Here is a 20,225-nt window from a genome sequence, read left to right on the forward strand (position 1 = left end):
ATATCTCTGATTCGAATAAATTTATAATATTTGTGCAGTGTAGCGCACCCGTTCGCAGTTGCAACGGGTTTCGGCGGCGAAGCGCATCGTTTCAATATGTTAGAGAAATCTCAAATTATCGGGCGGGAGAGGCGCGATGCTCTAGCGATTTTGCCCGGACGCCCCGAAGCGGTACTTCAGCAGCGAATATATCGCAATCGGATTGGTCAGCAGGTAACGTTTTCCAAGACGCTTCGGCTCAAGCATCGCCCGGTAGAGCCATTCCAGCCCCATGTCCTGCATCCATTGCGGCGCCCGGCTGTTCTTGCCGGCGATGAAATCGAAAAGGCCGCCGCAGGTCTTGATGACAGCGATACCGGAAAGCCTGTCCAGATTGCGCGAAACGAAACGCTGCTCCAGCGGTATGCCGAAACCAACCCAGAGAATATCGGTCCCGGACGCGGCGATATCCGCGAGGATCGCCTCTTCCTCGGCCCGGCTGAAATAACCGTTGCGCCGCCCGGAAAAGACGAGGCGCGGATAGAGCCTCTGCATTTCCTCGACTGCCGCACGGTTCACGTCTTCAGAACCGCCGAGGAAATAAAACCGGCTGCCCGTCTCTTCGGCGCGCTTCGCCACCGCATGGACGAGATCAGTCGTCGCGACCCGTTCCCTCAATGCCCTCGGGCAGAACTTGCGGGAGAAGATCACCAGCGACATGCCATCGGCGTGTATCTGGTCCGCCTGCCGCAGCATGGCGTCAAATTCCCGGTCGTGATGGCAGAGCGCGATGACCTGGCCGTTCGCCGATGTCGAATAAAATGGCCGTGCACCGGCGACGCGCGCCGACGTCGCACGCAGGATGAAGTCCTGCGCCGTTTCATCGATGGTCGCGTCAGTGATGGGCAACGCCGCAAGCGGAATAACCGGCCAGACCTGACCAGTCCCCTCCGCATCCGGCATCTCTCTCCCTGTCATGATCTGTCCGGTGTCCAAGATAGGCATCGTTTCATTGTTATATTCACGCTTATGCATAGGGTATAAGGCTTCAAACACTACGAAGAACTATCATTAATATTTTTATAAATCCCCGTATGCGGCAGGCATTTTACACGCCTGAAGGTTGTGCGCCACATTTTCTGCCTATTCCGGTTTTCCAGCCGATGGGTTAAGGGACGCGGAAATCAAACCACGGAAGGGCTCCGGCCATGGAAACAATCTCCATCGACAATCGCGGCGATTTCGGCCTCTGGGCGATAGAACGGGCAAAAGAAATCGTGGCCAACGAGGCCTCCGATCTTGCGATTTCGGTTCGCGACGGTGACGAGGCCGGCATTCGCGACGCCGGCAATGCGCTGGGTGCTGCCATCGCCGCCGCCCTGCTCGAAGTTTATGACGGTCTGATTTCGGAAGAATAACCCGGCACGGAGCCGCCTTACGGCTTAACGCGCCACGGCTTCCGCATGATCATCCCGGCGCAGATAACCCCAGAGGCCGAGAGCCACGGCAAGTCCGAGACCGAGGAACAGACCCCCGACGCCACCGGCAATCAGGAAGGTCAGCTTGCCGGGCGGCCAGCTTCTGGAATTGGGTGCGACCGGCTGCGAAATCACCCGCACATTGGTGGAATCGATCGATTGCTGTTCGGCCAGCTGGCGCGAGCGGGTCAGATAGGTCTCGTAGATCGCCGCCGCCGAGCGGGCGTCGCGATCAAGATCACGCAACCGCACCTGCGCGTCATTGTCGGTAAAGACATTGGCGCGTTCCGCCACTGCCTTCAGCCTCAGCGCATCCAGCGAGGAGCGCGCTTCGGCGACATTGATCTTGGCCGCCTGCAGGATGCGCCGCGCCTCGTCCGCCATGCCGCGTTCCAGCATCGCCCGCTCCGCACCCGCGGTTGCAAGACGCGGATGGCGGGCGCCATAGGTCAGCGTCATCGCGCCGATCTGCTGCTGCAGGGTACTATATTGGGCGCGGATGGTGTTCATGGTCTGGCTGTCGAAGATGGCGTCGCTCTGGGTGCGGTTCTGGGCAATCGCCGCCTCCATCTGCTTGAGACGCGATTCTTCCTGAATGAGCCGCTGCTGGGTCGCAAGCACCTGCGCATTCAGCTCGCCGGATGCGAGATTGCTGACGAGCTGGCCATTATTTTCCTGCAGGCCGTTCTCGCGACGGAAATCGGCCACGCGCTTTTCGGCGATGGTTACATTCTCGCGCATTTCCTCGAGCCGCTTCTTGAGATCGTCGACGACACGCTGGCTGCTGTCGGAGGTCGTCTGGAACAACTCGCTTTCGAAGGCCTTCACGATGGCCTTGGAAACCGTCACGGATTTTTCCGCATCATTGGTCCAGACCGAAAGCGTCACGACAAAGGAACGCGGGTCGCGTTCCGCCGCCACCCGGTCGCCGAGCGAACGAAGCGCACCGACCCGGTTGTCGCCATCGTCAGGCGCGGAAGAGAACATCGCCTTCAACCGGGCAAGCAGCGGTGGCGTTATGAATTCACGGTCCTGATCGAGCTTCAGTTCATCCACCACCCGCGCCAGCACGTTGCGTGAGGTGATGGTGCGCAGCTTGCTTTCCACCTCGAGGATCTGAGTGTCGCGCTGCTGGTTGGGTGAAAACACCCCGTCATTGACGACATTCAGATTGGAGGGATTAACGACGATATCCGTATAGGCCTTGTAGCGCGGCGGCGTCATATAGGCGTAGGTGAGTGCGCCGGCGACGCAGAGAACAATCGCCAGCACGATCCAGATGATGCCTTTGCGAAGCCAGAGGATGACGTCATCCACACCGATCCTGTCGATATATTTCAGACCGGGCAGCGCAGCCGCCAGACTGCCGCTCGGTGAAGCCGTCTTCACCCGCGTCTCGGCCGGAGCCGGCTCGGCAGCAGTCGCCGCCGGTTTCGGCTCAAGATGCTCCTTCAGCACCGTGCGCTCGAAAACCTCGTCCTCATCCACCAGATCGTCCAGCAGGGAACCATGGGGTTTCGCGGCGGGCGCCGTTTTTTCATCGAGCGGACGTGCCTGCTTATGTCCCGCCTTTTGAAGCCTGTACATCAGCCAATCCAACTCGAACGAACCACAAAAAAGGCCGGCAACACATGGTTCTCATCGTCGCCAGAGCCGCTATCGACAGACAAGTTTAAATATGACGGGTGAATTTTAGGTTACCCGCATCATTCCCCGCCATCATCGCCTATTCGCGGCCGCCATGAAAGGGATGATTGACTTGAATGGATCGATACGGTTCTTTCAGGCGTTATATTTTTACATTATCCATTTGACCCTCAAAAGATTTTATCGAAACGGAGTTTGGCATGAGCCTGAAATTTGGAACGAGCGGCCTTCGCGGCCTCTCCGTCGATCTGAAAGGAAAGGCCTCGGCCGTCTATGCCACGGCATTTGCAAGGCATCTTCTCACATCGGGCCAGGCAAAGGCGGGTGATCCCATTCTCGTCGGCCGCGATTTCCGTGATTCGAGCCCGGATGTTTCCGCCACCTGCATCGCTGCGCTGAAAAAAGCCGGCCTGACGCCGTTCGATTGCGGTGCGGTGCCGACACCGGCGCTTGCGCTTTACGGCATGTCGCTGAAGGCAGGCGCGCTGATGATAACAGGCTCGCATATCCCGGCCGACCGCAACGGCATCAAGTTCTACCGCCCGGACGGCGAAATCGACAAGCAGGACGAGACGGCGATTGCCGCTCTCGCTGCCGAAATCGAAGCGGAGGGCGTAAGCGACGAGGCGGCGACGGCGGAGGACCATTCCGGCACCGCAGCCGAACTTTTCTACGAGCGCAACATTGCGCTGCTGCCGGAAAAGGCGCTCTCCGGCCTCAAGATCGGTGTTTACCAGCACAGCACCGTGGCGCGCGATCTCTTTGTCGACGTCCTTGCCCATTATGGCGCTGATGTCGTTCCGCTCGGCCGCTCCGAAACCTTCATCCCCGTCGATACCGAAGCGGTCTCGCCGGAAACGCTGGCCCTTCTCAAGAAATGGTCGCTGGAGCATCGTCTCGATGCCATCGTTTCCGCAGATGGCGACGGCGACCGTCCGCTGCTGACCGATGAAAACGGCGTGCCGCTGCGCGGCGACCTCATCGGCCTGATCACCGCCAACTTCCTAGGAGCCGGCGTGGTCGTCACCCCCGTCACCTCCAATTCGGGCATCGAGGCAAGCGGCTCCTTCGACGTTATCCGTACCAAAGTCGGCTCCCCCTTCGTCATCGCCGGCATGACCGAGGCGCTCGCCGCCGGCAGGAACGGCGTCATGGGCTTCGAGGCCAATGGCGGCCTGCTCACGGCCTCCGCCTTCACACTCAACGGCAGGCCGCTTTCGCCGCTGCCGACGCGGGACAGCTTCCTGCCGATCCTCGCCGTGCTGCTTCTCTCGGCAGAACAGAAAAAGCCGCTGTCGCAGATCGCCGCCGCCTATAAGCTGCCGGTCGCCGCCGCCGATCGTCTGGAAAATTTCGCCCAGGAAAAGAGCGCCGCCCTGATGACGCATCTGCGCGCCTCGCGGACCAATCTCGACGCCTTCCTCGCCCCGGTCGGCTCCGTCAAAGCGCTGAGCGACATTGACGGCCTGCGCGTGGCGCTCACCGACGGCAGCACCATCCACTTCCGCCCTTCCGGAAATGCTCCGGAAATGCGCTGCTACGTCGAGGCCGCCAATCAGGATGAGGCCGAAACGCTTCTGAACAAGGGGCTCGATCTCATCCGTAATTTCGGGTGAGAGTGGATGCCGCATGCGCGATGGTGTAAGCTGCGCGCATGAAGAGAATGGACGCCATCAGGAAACTCAAGCAACACGCCCATGCGGTGAAAAGCATGGGCGTGACGTCGCTTTATCTTTTTGGCTCGACGGCCCGCGATGAAGCCTTTGCGACAAGCGATCTGGATATCTTCATCGACTATGATCCGGGCCGCCGTTTCTCGTTGCTCGATCTCGTCGGCATCAAGCAGTTTCTGGAAGAGGAATTGGCGGTGGAAGTGGACGTGACGACACGTAACAGCCTCCACCCGCTGCTCCGGAATGACATCGAACAATCCGCTGTACGGATATTTTGATGGTCGGACGCAGGGTCGAGCCGGTTCTCGCCGAAATTCTGGAAGCCATAAACGGCATTGAAACCCACACCGCGGGTCTGTCACTTGCTGATTTCCAGCAAAATTGGCTCCTCAAACTCGCTGTGCAGCGCGCTCTGGAAATCGTTTCCGAGGCATCCCGCCACCTCCCCGAAGACTTGCTTGAGCTTACGCCTGATGTCCCGTGGAAACAGATTCGCGGTATCGGTAATATTCTGCGCCATGAGTACCACAAGATCGCCGACGACATCGTTTGGGCGGTTGTCACCGAACATTTAGCGCCACTCAAAATTGCAATTGAGACTATTCAACGCTCCGTCGAAAGTGAAACCTGAGCGCTTTGTCAGAATGGTGTCGCAAATGTCGCACCCCGCCAGCGCCCTGTTGCTCTTCCGGCTCCACGGAGCGATAAGGATCGGAGGGCCACGAGAGGCGGATTATGAGCGGCGAGACCATTACCCTTTATGAAGCGATCGGTGGCGATGCGACCGTCAGGGCGCTCACCCGGCGCTTCTACGAATTGATGGATACCCTGCCGGAAGCAGCGCGCTGCCGCGCCATCCACCCTGCCGACCTCTCTGGCAGCGAAGCGAAGTTTTACGATTATCTGACGGGATATCTTGGCGGACCGCCCGTCTATGTCGAGAAACACGGCCATCCGATGTTGCGGCGACGCCATTTCGTCGCCCCCATCGGCCCCGCCGAGCGGGATGAATGGCTGCTCTGCTTCCGCCGCGCCATGGACGAAACCATCGAGAACGAGAAGCTGCGCGAGATCATCTGGACGCCGGTCGAGCGGCTGGCCTTTCACATGCAGAACCAGGAGGCGGACAGCCAATGACCACGCAGAGCGCGACCATCGCAAGCGTGCCCCGTGAAAGATTGCGGGCCTTCATTTTGCTGCTGGGCGGCCTGCTGGGCGCGAGCGGCGTCATGCTTGCCGCCGCCGCCACCCATACCGGCGAAACCTATATGCTCGGCAATGCCTCGGCGATGGCGCTGGCGCATGCGCCGGTGCTGGTGGCGCTGCATATCGGTGCGGAGCGCATCCGAACCGCCATTCCGGCGGGCCTGATCCTCGGTCTCGGCACGGCGATCTTTGTCGGCGATCTCGTTGTCAGGCATTTTTCCGGCCACAGCCTGTTTCCTTACGCTGCACCCACGGGCGGCCTCGGCATGATCGCCGGATGGCTGGTGCTGTGTGCGGGAGCGTTTCTGAAGCCGAAGGGCTAGGTTTCAGCCCTAACGCCGCTTCCAGCGAAACGATAGAATATTGCGGCCCTCTTCAGCCGCCGCGCCGATCTCGAAGGACGGTGTTTCACCCGGCTGGCGGGTGCGCAGATGGGGAAAGGTCACAACATTGCCGCCGCTTCTGGCAACACGGTTGCGTCTTTCCCGTTCACCGACGATTTCATAGATGTCCGTCAGGACGGCGTCGCCGGCCTGCTCGGCCATCTTGTGCAGTTCCACACGGCAGGCTTCTGCTACCGCGGGATCTTCATCGTGGAAATTACTGCGCTCGTCGCTCATCGCTGGAGGTCCGTTCATTCATCGTCTGCAGCGCCCGCTCCAGACTGGATTTGCTGCCATTGCGCAGCGGAATGAACGTCTTGCCGAATTTCTTGCAACCCGACTTCACCCGCAGACACGCATCGTGGCTGATACAGTCGATCGGGCAGAAAACGCAGTCGACGGAGGGAAGGACGGTATCGATGCGGGAGACGGCCTCGCGCAGGCCGCCATCATGATGAATGAGTTCCGCACCGAAATTGCTGGCGATCTGGCGAAGATGCGCAACCTGACAGTCACGGCCGCCGACATAAAGAAAGCTTTTCGGACCGGAAAGCTGCTGTTCGGCCACGTCCTTTTCGGTCTGTGGCGCGCCCTTGCCCTGCTTGCCGCCGCGTTCGGCCTTCTTCTTTTCCTTGCGTGCCATTCCCTCACCTGCCGGTTGATTTTTCAATGCCCCGGACGTTCGGGATGCCGGCACCATAATAAAGATGAGTTTTGGAGTAAAGTATAAAGGTGATAATTTTCCTCATGTTTTGACATAAAGAATCGATCACATATTCGCGAGAACGGTCCCGTTCAGCCGTTTATCCGCAATCCGCCCATGAAAAGCTGCTCCAGATGCCGGGCCGCATCTTCGAAACGGCCTTCGCCACCATTCTTGTCACCCAGCACCGCCCGTACCTGCACGTCGAAATCCGCATAATGCTGGGTGGTCGACCAGATCGAGAAAATCAGGTGGTAGGGATCACATTTGGCCATCCGTCCGGCCTTCACCCAGGCGCGGATGACCTCAGCCTTCTCATCCACCAGTTGTTTCAGCGGTCCTTTCAGCTCGTCCTCAATATGCGGCGCGCCCTGCAGGATCTCATTGGCGAACAGGCGGCTCTCACGCGGAAAATCGCGCGACATTTCCAGTTTGCGGCGAATATAGGAGCGGATCTCGCTTTCGGGATTGCCCTTGGCGTCGAAAGCCCTGAGCGGGTCGAGCCATGTATCAAGCACTCGCTCGATCAGCGCGCGATGCATCGCCTCCTTGGTGCGGAAATAATAAAGCACGTTCGGTTTCGACATGCCGGCGGCCTCGGCAATCTGGTCGATGGTGGAGCCGCGAAACCCGTTCGTGGAAAAAACACTGAGCGCGGCTTCAAGAATCGCTTCCTGCTTTTCTTCCTGAATGCGGGTCCGCTTCTGTGTTTTCGCTGCTCGCGGTATGGCCATTCTCAGCTCTCTGTTTCTTTTCAATGCAATTGCCGTTACAGTATGCTTAAAAAATAATCGTCGCGTACAGTTTAGGCAAAATTAGTGCGATTCGTCACGAATATCCCTTGCTGACGTCACCACGAATTTGCAATGTTTACCAGCCGGTCAATTTATCCCCCATCGCCATCACAAGGCAATGGCTGTTATCTTAACCGGCAAAAACGGGAACGGCACAAGCTTTGCTTCGATAAAAACAAAACAGGTGAGGACGACACTGCATGACGGCGGGTAAAAACTTGACGGTCAATGGCGACCGTCTGTGGGACAGTCTGATGGACATGGCGAAAATCGGCCCCGGCATCGCCGGCGGCAATAATCGCCGCACACTGACGGATGAGGATGCGGAAGGCCGCCGCCTGTTCCAGCGCTGGTGCGAGGCGGCGGGCCTGACGATGGGCGTCGACCGCATGGGAACCATGTTCGCCACGCGCCCCGGTGAGGACCCGGAGGCTTTGCCGGTCTATATCGGCAGCCATCTCGACACCCAGCCGACCGGCGGCAAGTTCGACGGCGTGCTCGGCGTGCTGGCCGGGCTGGAAGTGGTGCGCAGCCTGAATGACCTCAATATCAAAACCAAACATCCGATCGTCGTCACCAACTGGTCCAATGAGGAAGGCGCCCGCTTCGCGCCCGCCATGCTGGCCTCGGGCGTCTTCGCCGGCATTCACGATCTTGATTACGCCTATAGCCGCACCGATACCGACGGCAAGACCTATGGCGAGGAGCTGAAACGCATCGGCTGGCTGGGCGAAGAAGAGGTCGGCGCACGCAGGATGCACGCCTATTTCGAATATCATATCGAACAGGGGCCTATCCTCGAAGCGGATGGCAAACAGATCGGTGTCGTCACCCATGGTCAGGGCCTGTGGTGGCTGGAAGTGACGTTGACCGGCAAGGAGGCGCATACCGGCTCGACGCCGATGGCGATGCGCGTCAATGCCGGCCTAGCTGCCGCCCGCATACTCGAAAAGGTGCAGGAAGTGGCGATGGCCCACCAGCCGGGTGCAGTGGCGGGCGTCGGCCAGATGATCTTCACGCCCAATTCCCGCAACGTGCTGCCCGGCAAGGTAGTCTTCACCATCGACCTCAGAACGCCCTCACAGGCGAAACTCGACAGCATGCGCGCCATCTTCGAACGCGAGGTGCCCGCAATCGCCGAAGAACTCGGCGTCGGCTGCTCGATCGAAGCCATCGGCCATTTCGATCCCGTCACTTTCGACGCCGTTCTGGTCGGCCGCGTGCGCGCCGCCGCCGAAAGACTGGGCTACAGCCACATGGATATCATCTCCGGCGCCGGCCACGATGCGTGCTGGACGGCGAGGGTCGCCCCCTCCACCATGATCTTCTGCCCCTGCGTGGACGGGCTTTCCCACAATGAGGCCGAGGAAATTTCGCCGGAATGGGCAGCAGCCGGCTGCGATGTGCTGCTGCATGCGGTGCTGGAGACTGCGGAGATCGTGCAATGACCGCCACCATCATCAAGAACGGCATCATCGTCACCGCCGACCTCACCTACAAGGCCGATGTGAAGATCGAAGGCGGCAGGATCACCGAGATCGGGCCCGATCTGACCGGCGGTACGGTGCTCGATGCCACGGGATGTTACGTCATGCCCGGCGGCATCGATCCGCATGTGCACCTGGAAATGCCCTTCATGGGCACCTATTCCGCCGATGATTTCGAGAGCGGCACGCGGGCGGCCCTTGCCGGTGGCACAACCATGGTGGTGGATTTCTGCCTGCCCGAGCCCGGCCAGTCGCTTCTGGACGCGCTGGCGCGATGGGACAACAAGGCGACCCGCGCCAATTGCGATTATTCCTTCCACATGGCCGTCACCTGGTGGGGCGAACAGGTCTTCGACGAAATGAAGACGGTGGTCCGGGAAAAGGGCATAAACTCCTTCAAGCACTTCATGGCCTATAAAGGCGCGCTGATGGTGAATGACGACGAGATGTTCGCCTCCTTCTCGCGCTGCGCCGAGCTTGGCGCCATTCCTTTCGTGCATGCGGAGAACGGCGATATCGTCGCACAGATGCAGGAAAAGCTGATGGCGGAAGGCAATGTCGGACCGGAGGCGCATGCCTATTCCCGCCCGCCCTCGGTGGAGGGCGAGGCCACCAACCGCGCCATCATCATTGCCGATATGGCCGGTGCGCCGCTTTATGTCGTCCACACCTCCTGCGAGCAGGCGCATGAAGCGATCCGCCGCGCCCGCCAGAACGGCATGCGGGTCTATGGCGAACCGCTGATCCAGCATCTGATCCTCGATGAAAGCGAATATGCCAACCCCGACTGGGATCACGCCGCCCGCCGCGTGATGTCGCCGCCCTTCCGCAACCGGCAGCATCAGGACAGCCTCTGGGCGGGTCTTGCTTCCGGTTCGCTGCAATGCGTGGCGACCGACCATTGCGCCTTCACCACCGAGCAGAAACGCTTCGGCCTCGGCGATTTCCGCAAGATACCGAACGGCACCGGCGGGCTGGAAGATCGCATGCCGCTGCTCTGGACCCATGGCGTAACCACCGGCCGCCTGACGATGAACGAATTCGTCGCCGTCACCTCCACCAACATCGCCAAGATCCTCAACATCTATCCGAAAAAGGGCGCTATCCTCGTCGGCAGCGATGCGGATATAGTCGTCTGGGATCCGCAGCTGGAAAAGACCATCAGCGCGGCAAGCCAGCAATCGGCCATCGATTACAACGTATTCGAAGGGCGGAAGGTCAAAGGCCTGCCGCGCTACACCCTGTCGCGCGGCCTCGTCAGCATCGAGGAGACCACCATCGAAACGCAGCCGGGCCACGGCCAGTTCATTGCCCGCGACGCTTATCCAGCCGTCAGCCGGGCGCTTTCCACCTGGAAGGAGCTCGTTTCGCCGCGCAAGGTGGAACGCAGCGGCATTCCGGCATCGGGTGTATGACCGTGAGCGCTGAGCCGAAACGCGAAATCGTCATCGCCGCAGCCGTTCTCCTCAACGAGCGGCGGCAGATGCTTGTCGTGCGCAAGCGCGGCACCACGCAGTTCATGCAGCCGGGCGGCAAGATCGATCCTGGCGAAACGCCGGAACAGGCGCTTCACCGCGAACTTGCCGAGGAAATCGGCCTGACGCTTCCCGAAAATGCCGTGCGTTACGAGGGCGTCTTTCGCGAGGAAGCCGCCAATGAAACCGGCGCCGATGTCGTCGCCCATGCCTTCATCGCAAGGCTTTATGCCGATGTCACACCGCAGGCGGAGATAGAGGAAGTGCGCTGGCTTGATCTCGACCGCCACCCCGGCGTGATGATCGCCAGGCTTACGGAAACCCAAATGCTGCCGCTGGCGCGCGCGGCGCTCACGGAAAGCGACAATCAGCCAAGATGAACCAGGCCTCTCCCTATTCCGTCGTTTCCGCCAGAAAACTGGGCCTCACCTTCGAAACGGGGGATGGCCCGGTCCATGCATTGTCTGATGTCGATCTGGATGTGGGAAAGGGCGATTTCGTCTCCTTCATCGGCCCTTCCGGCTGCGGCAAGACCACTTTCCTGCGGGTCATCGCCGATCTTGAAAAACACACATCCGGCGAGATCACCGTCAACGGCACGACACCGGAAAACGCCCGCAAAGACCGCTCCTATGGGTATGTCTTTCAGGCCGCCGCGCTTTATCCATGGCGCAGCATCGAAAAGAACATCGCCCTTCCGCTTGAAATCATGGGCTATGGCAAGGCGGAACAGCGCGAGCGCATCGACCGCACACTCGATCTCGTCAACCTCAACGGTTTCGGCAAGAAATACCCCTGGCAGCTGTCCGGCGGCATGCAGCAACGCGCCTCCATCGCCCGCGCGCTCGCCTTCGATGCCGACCTGCTGCTGATGGACGAGCCTTTCGGGGCGCTGGATGAGATCGTCCGCGATCACCTGAACGAACAGCTGCTGAAGCTGTGGGACAGGACCGGCAAGACCATCTGTTTCGTCACCCACTCCATTCCCGAAGCGGTCTATCTCTCGACGAAAATCGTCGTCATGTCGCCTCGGCCGGGGAGAGTGACTGACGTGATCGAATCCACCCTGCCGCGGGAAAGGCCGCTGGAGATCAGGGAGACGCCAGAGTTTCTGGCAATTGCGCACCGCGTGCGTGAAGGGTTGAAGGCGGGGCATGGCTATGAGGGGTGAGGTCAGCGCCAGCATTGCCCCCCTCTGCCCTGCCGGGCATCTCCCCCACGAGGAGGGCGATCGGCAGGAGGCTCGATCACCGCTTCATTCGCAAACATTGAGATGGTTGAGACCCAACCGCGAGTCGATCTCCCCCCTTGAGGGGGAGATGCCCGGCAGGGCAGAGGGGGATAAGCCGCACCCACGGAGTAAGCGTAAATCCCACCCACAGAGGGCTCCCCAATGACCCTCCTCCGCCACCGCATCCTCCCCATCCTCACCGTCCTCCTCGCCATCCTCATCCTCTGGCATCTCGCCGTCATCTACCTCAACATGCCCTTCGCCCGCGACCAGGCCACCCGCGCCGGTCAAACGCCAAGCTTCTCCGAACTCCTGCCGCAAACCTTCGCGCAGGAACGTCCGGTCCTTCCCGCCCCGCACCAGATCGTCGCGGAACTCTGGGACACCACCGTCAACAAGGCCATCACCTCCAAGCGCAGCCTGATCTACCACGCCGGCGTCACGCTCTCCGCCACCCTGCTGGGTTTCGCCATCGGCGCTGTCCTCGGCATCCTGCTCGCCGTCGCGATCATTCATAACCGCGCCATGGACCGCTCCGTCATGCCGTGGATCATCGCCAGCCAGACCATCCCGATCCTCGCCATCGCGCCGATGATCATCGTCGTCCTGAATTCCATCGGCATTTCCGGGCTGTTGCCCAAGGCGCTGATCTCCACCTACCTTTCCTTCTTCCCCATCGTCGTCGGCATGGTGAAGGGCCTCAGAAGCCCGGAAACCCTCCAGCTCGACCTGATGCACACCTATAATGCCTCACCGGCGCAGATCTTCTGGAAGCTGCGCTGGCCCTCGGCGCTGCCCTATCTCTTCACCTCGCTGAAGATCGCCATCGCCATTGCGCTGGTCGGCGCCATCGTCGGCGAATTGCCGACAGGGGCTGTCGCCGGGCTCGGCGCGCGCCTGCTTTCCGGCTCCTATTACGGCCAGACGGTGCAGATATGGGCGGCCCTGTTCATGGCCGCCGGCGTCGCGGCCCTGCTGGTGTCGATCATCGGCATCGCCCACGCAGCCGTCCTCAAGAGAATGGGAGCCCGGCCATGACGAATCCCTTCTGGTTTTCTGGCGCGATCCTGTTCTGGCTTGCCGCCTGGGCCTTCAATGAATGGCTGGTGCGCCACAGCTTCTCGTCACCGGCGGCAAAGCGCATGAGCCGCATGGCAGTGCCACTCCTCTTCGGGCTGGCCATTCTCGCCTTGTGGGAAGGCGTGGTGCGCGGTTTTGCCGTACCGCCAATCCTCTTGCCGGCACCGAGCGCCATTCTTGCCCGCCTTCTCACATCCCTGCCGATCCTCTGGGCCGATTTCCGCCAGACCTTCCTCAAATCGGTGCTGACAGGCTATGTGCTCGGCTGCGGTCTTGGCTTCATCGTCGCCATCCTCATCGACCGGTCTCCCTTCCTCCAGCGTGGGCTGCTGCCGATCGGCAATTTCGTCTCCGCTCTGCCTGTTGTCGGCATCGCGCCGATCATGGTCATGTGGTTCGGTTTCGACTGGCAGTCGAAAGTGGCCGTCGTCGTCATCATGACTTTCTTCCCCATGCTGGTGAACACGGTTCAGGGGCTTGCCGCTTCCAGCCACATGGAACGCGACCTGATGCGCACCTATGCCGCCGGCTGGGGACAGACGTTGATAAAACTGCGCCTGCCCGCCGCCTGGCCTTTCATCTTCAACGCGCTGAAGATCAATTCCACGCTGGCGCTGATCGGCGCCATCGTCGCGGAATTTTTCGGCACGCCGATCGTCGGCATGGGTTTCCGCATCTCGGCGGAAATGGGCCGCAGCAATGTCGATATGGTCTGGGCCGAAATCGCGGTCGCCGCGCTTGCAGGCTCCGGCTTTTACGGTCTGGTGGCGCTCGCGGAGCGTGCCGTCACCTTCTGGCATCCGTCCGTCCGTGGGGGACGAACGTAAATAACGAAAAAGGGAACAGCGATGAAAATGAAACTTGCATCCATGCTTCTTGCCGGCGCGTCACTTCTGACGGCAGTGAGCGCCGAGGCCGCCGACAAGATCACCCTGCAGCTGAAATGGGTGACCCAGGCGCAATTTGCCGGTTATTACGTCGCCAAGGACAAGGGCTTTTATGAAGCCGAAGGCCTCGACGTCGACATCAAGCCCGGCGGCCCTGATATTGCGCCGGCGCAGGTTCTGGCCGGCGGCGGCGCGGATGTCATCGTCGACTGGATGCCCTCGGCACTTGCCACCCGCGAAAAGGGTGTTCCGCTCGTCAACATAGCCCAGCCGTTCAAATCGTCAGGCATGATGCTGACCTGCCTGAAAGAAACCGGCATCACCAAGCCGGAAGATTTCAAGGGCAAGACGCTCGGCGTCTGGTTCTTCGGCAACGAATATCCGTTCCTGTCTTGGATGGCGCACCTGAAAATCCCGACCACCGGCGGCGCGGATGGCGTTACCGTCCTCAAGCAGGGTTTCAACGTCGATCCGCTGCTGCAAAAGCAGGCCGCCTGCATTTCCACCATGACCTATAATGAATATTGGCAGGTCATCGATGCCGGCATCAAGCCGGAGGAACTCGTCACCTTCAAATACGAGGCGGAAGGCGTGGCAACGCTGGAGGACGGGCTTTACGTTCTCGAAGACAAGCTGAAAGACGCCAAGTTCAAGGAAGACATGGTCAAATTTGTCCGCGCTTCCATGAAGGGCTGGAAATGGGCGGAAGAAAACCCTGACGATGCCGCCGATATCGTTCTCGAAAACGACGCCTCCGGCGCCCAGACCGAAAAGCACCAGAAGCGCATGATGGGCGAGGTCGCCAAGCTGACGGCCGGCTCGAAGGGCGCGCTGGACAAGGCGGATTACGAACGTACCGTCAAGACGCTGCTCGGCGGCGGCTCCGATCCTGTCATCACCAAGGAGCCGACAGGCGCCTACACCACCGAAATCACCGATGCGGCGCTGAAGTAGTCGAATTTACCCTGGATGCATGGAACGCGCGGCACCGTCCGCGCGTTTTTTTCACTGGTAACCCTTTTGATGAATTACAATATTCCGACCTATACAAAAATGTATATCAACCATCGCGGCTATGCGGATTGATTTGTACGACAACAAGAATTACAGTCCCGCCCACAAGACTGCCAAATTTGATCTTGTAAAGAAAGCACTCGGCAAAGGTGCTTGAGATTCGCGTTGAGGGGCGTTTGAATCGGGAGGATCGAAAAGGAAGTATTGTGATCCCTTGTTTCACATTCGCTATCGCATGACCTTCTAATATATGCCGCAAGGCTGCAGGACATGCGATCGAATATTGCGCGAGCCAAGACACATGCAGCATAAATTCACGTTTAACCGCTTTGTATTCCTTCTTCTTTCCGCAACGGCGCTCCCCCTTTCCGCAGCAGCCGAGGGAGAGGCGCAGGCACCGGTCAAACAGCAGAACCTGCCTTCCATCGTCGTCGCACATGCCGCAAAACGCGATCTCGTGGACCGTATCATCGCGACAGGCACGATCCGCCCCGTGGACGAAATCTACGTCCAGCCGCTGGTCGATGGCCTGTCGATCGACACGCTGAACGTTGATATCGGCGACAGGGTGGAAGCGAATGCGGTTCTGGCCGTGCTTTCTTCCGACAGCCTCATCCTGCAGAAAAGCCAGCTGGAAGCCAACAAGGCAAAGGCAGAAGCTGCCGTCGCCCAGGCCAAGGCGCAGGTGCTGGAAGCCGAAGCGAGCGCAAGCGACGCGAACCGCCAGCGCGACCGCGCCGCAAAGCTCGGCCAGAGTGGCTCCGGCTCGGTTTCGCAGGTGGAACAGACCCAGGCACAGGCCGAAGTGGCCGCCGCCAAGCTCAACGCCGCCCGCCAGGCCGTTTCCGCCGGCGAGGCCGACATCAAGGTGGTTGACGCCCAGATCGCCGACATTGATCTGAAGCTGACGCGCACGGGCGTGAAAACCCCGGTCACCGGTATCGTCTCGGCCAAGAACGCCAAGGTCGGCGCGATTGCCAGCGGCGCCGGAAACCCGCTTTTCACCGTCATCAAGGACGGCGCGATCGAACTCGTCGCCGATCTGTCCGAGACCGATATCCAGAAGGTGAAGGTCGGCCAGAAAGCCTATTTGACGGTTGCCGGCGGAGCTGAGAAAATAGAGGGCAAGGTGCGCCTCGTTTCGCCCACCGTCGATCCGACGACGCGCCTCGGTTCCGTGCATGTCGTTCTGCCCGAAAACAGCCCGGCGCGCTCGGGCATGTATGCCAGCGCGGCGATCATCGTCGAGGAGACGAATGCGCTCGCTTTGCCGCTGTCGGCCGTCACCTCCGGGCGTGAAGGCTCGACCACCCGCAAGGTGGAAGGCGATATCGTCAAGCAGGTGAAGATCGAGACCGGCATTGAAGACGGCGGTTTTATCGAGATTGTCAGCGGTCTTGCTGCTGGAGACAAGGTTGTCGAGAAAGCTGGAGCATTCGTGCGTGATGGTGACCGGATAAGACCGGTGGAAGCCCCTGCGGCTGTGTCCAACTGACTGAGGGAATGAAATGAACTTCTCCGCATGGTCAATCCGTAACCCGATTGCGCCGCTGCTTGGCTTCGCGCTTTTGATGATCCTCGGCATGCAGGCGTTCAACACCCTGCCGATCACCCGTTTTCCGAACATCGACGTTCCCGTCGTGGCCGTCACCGTGACCCAGAGCGGTGCTTCGCCCTCCGAGCTGGAAATGCAGGTGACGAAGGAGATCGAAGACGCCGTCGCCGCCATCAGCGGCGTCGACGAAATCCAGTCCACCGTGGTCGACGGCCAGTCGACGACAACAGTTGTCTTCCGCATCGAAAAGCCGACGGAAGAAGCGGTTCAGGACACCAAGGACGCCATCGACAAGATCCGCAGCGATCTGCCTTCCGATATCGAAGTGCCCGTCGTCAGCAAGATCGACGTCGAGGGACAGGCAATCCAGACCTTTGCCGTCTCCTCACCGAACATGACGCTGGAAGAACTGTCCTGGTTCGTGGATGACACGATCAAGCGCTCGCTGCAGGGCCAGTCCGGCATCGGCAAGGTCGACCGTTACGGCGGCGCCGACCGCGAGGTGCGCGTTTCGCTGAGCCCCGAAAAGCTCGACGCCTATGGCATCACCGCAACCGAGGTGAACAGCCAGCTGCGCGGCACCAATATCGACCTCGGCTCCGGCCGCGGCCAGGTCGGTGGCAACGAGCAGACCATCCGCACGCTCGGCGACACACGCGATGTGAGCCAGCTTGCCAACACCACGATTGCGCTTTCCAACGGCCGTTTCGTCAAGCTTTCTGAGCTCGGCACGGTCACAGACACCTATGAGGAGCAGAAGTCCTTCTCGCGGTTCAACGGCAACCCCGCCGTCACCTTCGCGGTGTTCCGCTCCAAGGGCGCCAGCGAGGTCTCGGTCGCCGAAACCGTGGCGGCAAGCCTCGATCAGGTGCGCAAGAACCACCCTGATGTCTCGATCGAAATGGTCGATGACGCCGTCTATTTCACCTATGGCAACTACAAGGCGGCGCTCGACACGCTGATCGAAGGCGCTATCCTCGCCGTCATCGTGGTCCTGCTCTTCCTCCGCAACTGGCGCGCAACCCTGATTGCCGCCGTGGCGCTGCCGCTCTCCGCGATCCCGACCTTCTGGATCATGGATATCATGGGCTTCTCGCTCAACCTCGTCAGCTTCCTCGCGCTCACGCTCGCCACGGGTATTCTCGTGGACGACGCCATCGTGGAAATCGAGAACATTGCCCGCCACATCAAGATGGGCAAGACGCCCTATCGCGCGGCACTGGAAGCGGCGGACGAAATCGGCCTCGCCGTCATCGCCACCAGCTTCACCATCATCGCCGTCTTCGTGCCTGTCTCGTTCATGCCCGGCATTCCCGGCCAGTACTTCATCCAGTTCGGCCTGACGGTCGCCTTCTCGGTATTCTTCTCGCTCGCGGTCGCCCGTCTCATCACGCCGCTGATGGCGGCCTATCTGATGCGCGCCGAAGACGCGATGGACGATCACCACGACAATGACAGCCGGCTGATGAAGGCCTATACGCGCATGGTGACCGCCACCACCCGCAAATGGTGGGCGCGGTATCTGACGCTGCTCGGCGCGATCGCGTTTCTCGTCGCCTCCGTCATGCTGTTGAGCCAGGTACCCGGCAGCTTCCTGCCGCCGGACGACGCCTCACGCGTAACGCTTTCGGTGGAACTGCCGCCCAATGCGACGCTTGACGAGACAGATCGGACGACGACGCAGATCTATCACGCGCTGCGGGACATCAACGGCGTGGAAAGCGTCTTCATCCTTGGCGGCGCGTCGCCCAAGGGGGACCTGGAGCTTCGCCGCGCCACCGTCAACGTCATTCTGCAGCATATCGACCATTCGCTGCTCAAGCTGGTGGTCAACAAGGGGCTCGGCTCCATTCCGCTCATCGGCCAATATCTGCCGAAGGTGGAGGAAAAGGGCCGCGTACGTCCGCAATGGGATGTGGAACGGGATATTTTCGCGCAGGTTCGCGGCATTCCGGATGTCCGCATCATCAAGCTGAACGACCGTGCGGAACGCGAACTCTCCTTCAACTTCCTCTCCACCAATGAGAAGGACCTGAACGACGCCGTCGGCATTCTCGAAAGCCGCCTGCGCGCCTCGCCCATCCTTGCCAATGTCAGCTCGGAAGGTGCATTGCCCCGCCCCGAACTGCAGATCCGCCCGCGCAAGGACGAAATCGCCCGCCTCGGCATCACGCCGCAGCAGATTTCGCAGACGGTGCGTGTCGCCACCATCGGTGATATCGACGCCCAGCTGACGAAGATTTCGCTTGATGACCGGCAGATCCCGATCCGCGTGCAGGCCTCGCTCGATACACGTCGTGATCTCGCCACCATCCGCGCGCTGAAGATCAAGACCGCCTCCGGGTCGCTGGTGCCGCTCTACAGCGTTGCCGATATCGACTATTCGGAAGGTCCAAGCTCGATCAAGCGCAACGACCGCAACCGCGTGGTCTCCATTGGCTCCGACGTCCCGTTCGGCACGGCGCTCGATACCTCGACGGCTGAGTTCAAGCGCATCGTCTCGGAAACCGACCTGCCGGCAAGTGTTCGCCTTGCCGAAAGCGGCGACGCCAAGGTGCAGGGCGAAATGCAGCAGGGCTTCGTGAACGCCATGCTGCTTGGCCTGATGCTGGTGCTGGTCGTGCTCATCCTGCTGTTCAAGGATGTCATCCAGCCCTTCACCATCCTGTTCTCGCTGCCGCTTGCCATCGGCGGCGTGGCCGTCGCACTCATCATCACGCAGAACGCGCTCTCCATGCCCGTTCTCATCGGCATCCTGATGCTGATGGGCATCGTGACGAAGAACGCCATCCTGCTGGTGGATTTCGCCATCGAAATGCGCCGACACGGCATGGAACGGGTGCATGCCATGGTGGAGGCCGGCCGCAAGCGCGCCCGCCCGATCATCATGACCTCCATCGCCATGTCCGCGGGCATGTTGCCCTCGGCGCTCGGCGTCGGCGAAGGCGGTTCGTTCCGCGCGCCGATGGCGATTGCGGTGATCGGCGGCATCATCGTTTCGACGGTGCTGTCCCTGATCGTGGTCCCGGCCTTCTTCCTGATCATGGACGACCTGTCGCGCCTGCTCGCCCACCTCTTCGGCCGCTTCGTCGGCAAGAAGGAAGAGGAGGAAGAAGCGCTCTCCAACGAGAAACTCTCGGAGATCGCCCGCGAAAACAGCCTGGCTCTCTCCTCGCTGGAGGCACGGGTGGCCGGCATGGAAAAGGGCAGCGGCGACAAGGCCGGTGACAAGGGCAGCAATATATTGCGGTTGCCGCCGCTTGCTGCGGAGTGAAGTTTGCAGCGTAACGATTGAGACGCCGGGCCATGTGCCCGGCGTTTCTTTTTGGGTGGACGTTTAAGGACAAAGCGCCGCCGCTTGTTTCTTCTCCCCGGCGGGGAGAAGAAATATGTGGCACTCGCCCGCTCCATATTCCTCCTCACATTCTTGAGCAGGAATGGCCTCGCCGCATTCCCGCTGTCCCAAATGACAACTCAAATCCTGTTTGATCGAAATCAATTCGCTTTCCAGGTGAACTGCTAATCTCCCTCGCATCGGGAATTGCCGGTCGAGGGATAATGCGATGAGTTCTGTGCAGATAGGCGTGAGGGAGAAGGAACTTCCCCGGTTTCGTATCGCTTCGGACAGCCCGG

At 60.4% G+C, this 20,225-nt stretch carries 19 protein-coding genes and 1 pseudogene; 15 read left to right on the forward strand and 5 right to left on the reverse strand.

All coding sequences use genetic code 11. The features are described 5' to 3' along the window. Positions 1-141 precede the first annotated feature (141 nt). A complete protein-coding gene (gene uppL / locus V6S97_RS07625) occupies positions 142-942 on the reverse strand; it encodes a polysaccharide biosynthesis UDP-hexose transferase UppL (RefSeq protein WP_003509417.1) in 801 nt (266 codons plus the stop codon). Positions 943-1,187: 245 nt separating this feature from the next. Here uppL and V6S97_RS07630 point away from each other — a divergent pair, with 245 nt between their 5' ends. Next, on the forward strand, positions 1,188-1,397 hold the full coding sequence (locus V6S97_RS07630) for a hypothetical protein (protein WP_003509414.1): 210 nt from the start codon (positions 1,188-1,190) through the stop codon (positions 1,395-1,397). Between the two features lie 24 nt (positions 1,398-1,421). On the opposite strand, the gene uppM is transcribed toward V6S97_RS07630, so the two are convergent. Next, positions 1,422-3,044 carry a polysaccharide biosynthesis protein UppM gene (uppM, locus tag V6S97_RS07635; RefSeq protein ID WP_162694833.1) on the reverse strand — a complete coding sequence of 541 codons (1,623 nt, stop codon included), beginning with the start codon at positions 3,042-3,044 and terminating at the stop codon, positions 1,422-1,424. Positions 3,045-3,304: 260 nt separating this feature from the next. Here uppM and uppO point away from each other — a divergent pair, with 260 nt between their 5' ends. The 5 genes from uppO (at position 3,305) to V6S97_RS07660 (ending at position 6,306) form a co-directional block, all read left to right on the forward strand. After that, entirely contained in the window at positions 3,305-4,720 is a 1,416-nt protein-coding gene (gene uppO / locus V6S97_RS07640; protein WP_003509411.1) for a polysaccharide biosynthesis phosphomannomutase UppO, read from the forward strand. Positions 4,721-4,758: 38 nt separating this feature from the next. Beyond that, entirely contained in the window at positions 4,759-5,055 is a 297-nt protein-coding gene (locus tag V6S97_RS07645) for a nucleotidyltransferase family protein (protein ID WP_035213477.1), read from the forward strand. Then, a complete protein-coding gene (locus tag V6S97_RS07650) occupies positions 5,055-5,408 on the forward strand; it encodes a HepT-like ribonuclease domain-containing protein (RefSeq protein WP_003509406.1) in 354 nt (117 codons plus the stop codon). The genes V6S97_RS07645 and V6S97_RS07650 overlap by 1 nt, the downstream gene beginning before the upstream one ends. Before the next feature lie 104 nt (positions 5,409-5,512). After that, positions 5,513-5,914 (forward strand): group II truncated hemoglobin, encoded by a 402-nt coding sequence (locus V6S97_RS07655; RefSeq protein WP_003509402.1) that lies wholly within the window; start codon positions 5,513-5,515, stop codon positions 5,912-5,914. Next, positions 5,911-6,306: a DUF423 domain-containing protein gene (locus tag V6S97_RS07660; RefSeq protein ID WP_003509401.1), complete on the forward strand. Its 396-nt coding sequence runs from the start codon at positions 5,911-5,913 to the stop codon at positions 6,304-6,306. The genes V6S97_RS07655 and V6S97_RS07660 overlap by 4 nt, the downstream gene beginning before the upstream one ends. A 9-nt stretch (positions 6,307-6,315) precedes the next feature. On the opposite strand, the gene V6S97_RS07665 is transcribed toward V6S97_RS07660, so the two are convergent. The 3 genes and pseudogenes from V6S97_RS07665 to rutR all read right to left on the reverse strand — a co-directional run bounded on the left by V6S97_RS07665 (position 6,316) and on the right by rutR (position 7,803). Beyond that, positions 6,316-6,603 carry a hypothetical protein gene (locus tag V6S97_RS07665; RefSeq protein WP_003509399.1) on the reverse strand — a complete coding sequence of 96 codons (288 nt, stop codon included), beginning with the start codon at positions 6,601-6,603 and terminating at the stop codon, positions 6,316-6,318. Further along, positions 6,584-6,907: pseudogene (locus V6S97_RS07670) on the reverse strand (DUF2325 domain-containing protein); the annotation flags it as partial. The pseudogene V6S97_RS07670 and the gene V6S97_RS07665, both read right to left, overlap by 20 nt. 254 nt (positions 6,908-7,161) lie before the next feature. After that, the gene (gene rutR, locus V6S97_RS07675; RefSeq protein WP_003509395.1) at positions 7,162-7,803 is read right to left on the reverse strand and encodes an HTH-type transcriptional regulator RutR; all 642 of its coding nucleotides are present in this window, start codon (positions 7,801-7,803) and stop codon (positions 7,162-7,164) included. Between the two features lie 260 nt (positions 7,804-8,063). On the opposite strand from rutR, the gene V6S97_RS07680 reads away from it, so the two are divergent. From V6S97_RS07680 to V6S97_RS07720, 9 genes are all read left to right on the forward strand, one after another. Continuing rightward, positions 8,064-9,311 (forward strand): Zn-dependent hydrolase, encoded by a 1,248-nt coding sequence (locus V6S97_RS07680; RefSeq protein ID WP_003509393.1) that lies wholly within the window; start codon positions 8,064-8,066, stop codon positions 9,309-9,311. Continuing rightward, positions 9,308-10,765, forward strand: a complete 1,458-nt coding sequence (gene hydA, locus V6S97_RS07685) for a dihydropyrimidinase (RefSeq protein WP_334426460.1) — start codon at positions 9,308-9,310, stop codon at positions 10,763-10,765. Before V6S97_RS07680 ends, hydA begins: the two co-directional genes overlap by 4 nt. Beyond that, entirely contained in the window at positions 10,762-11,205 is a 444-nt protein-coding gene (locus tag V6S97_RS07690; RefSeq protein WP_003509390.1) for an NUDIX hydrolase, read from the forward strand. Before hydA ends, V6S97_RS07690 begins: the two co-directional genes overlap by 4 nt. After that, positions 11,202-11,996, forward strand: coding sequence for an ABC transporter ATP-binding protein (locus V6S97_RS07695; protein ID WP_020011573.1), 795 nt, complete (start codon positions 11,202-11,204; stop codon positions 11,994-11,996). Before V6S97_RS07690 ends, V6S97_RS07695 begins: the two co-directional genes overlap by 4 nt. Positions 11,997-12,218: 222 nt before the next feature. After that, a complete protein-coding gene (locus V6S97_RS07700) occupies positions 12,219-13,094 on the forward strand; it encodes an ABC transporter permease (protein ID WP_003510111.1) in 876 nt (291 codons plus the stop codon). Continuing rightward, positions 13,091-13,963, forward strand: a complete 873-nt coding sequence (locus V6S97_RS07705) for an ABC transporter permease (RefSeq protein ID WP_003510113.1) — start codon at positions 13,091-13,093, stop codon at positions 13,961-13,963. The genes V6S97_RS07700 and V6S97_RS07705 overlap by 4 nt, the downstream gene beginning before the upstream one ends. A 21-nt stretch (positions 13,964-13,984) precedes the next feature. Then, positions 13,985-14,977 carry an ABC transporter substrate-binding protein gene (locus V6S97_RS07710; protein WP_080866391.1) on the forward strand — a complete coding sequence of 331 codons (993 nt, stop codon included), beginning with the start codon at positions 13,985-13,987 and terminating at the stop codon, positions 14,975-14,977. Positions 14,978-15,338: 361 nt separating this feature from the next. Continuing rightward, positions 15,339-16,532, forward strand: coding sequence for an efflux RND transporter periplasmic adaptor subunit (locus V6S97_RS07715; RefSeq protein ID WP_111784205.1), 1,194 nt, complete (start codon positions 15,339-15,341; stop codon positions 16,530-16,532). A 13-nt stretch (positions 16,533-16,545) separates the two neighbouring features. Then, positions 16,546-19,866, forward strand: coding sequence for an efflux RND transporter permease subunit (locus tag V6S97_RS07720; RefSeq protein ID WP_060725235.1), 3,321 nt, complete (start codon positions 16,546-16,548; stop codon positions 19,864-19,866). Positions 19,867-20,225 lie beyond the last annotated feature (359 nt).

Origin of the sequence: Agrobacterium sp. CCNWLW155 (assembly GCF_036888815.1) — a bacterium.
Lineage (GTDB): Bacteria > Pseudomonadota > Alphaproteobacteria > Rhizobiales > Rhizobiaceae > Agrobacterium > Agrobacterium radiobacter.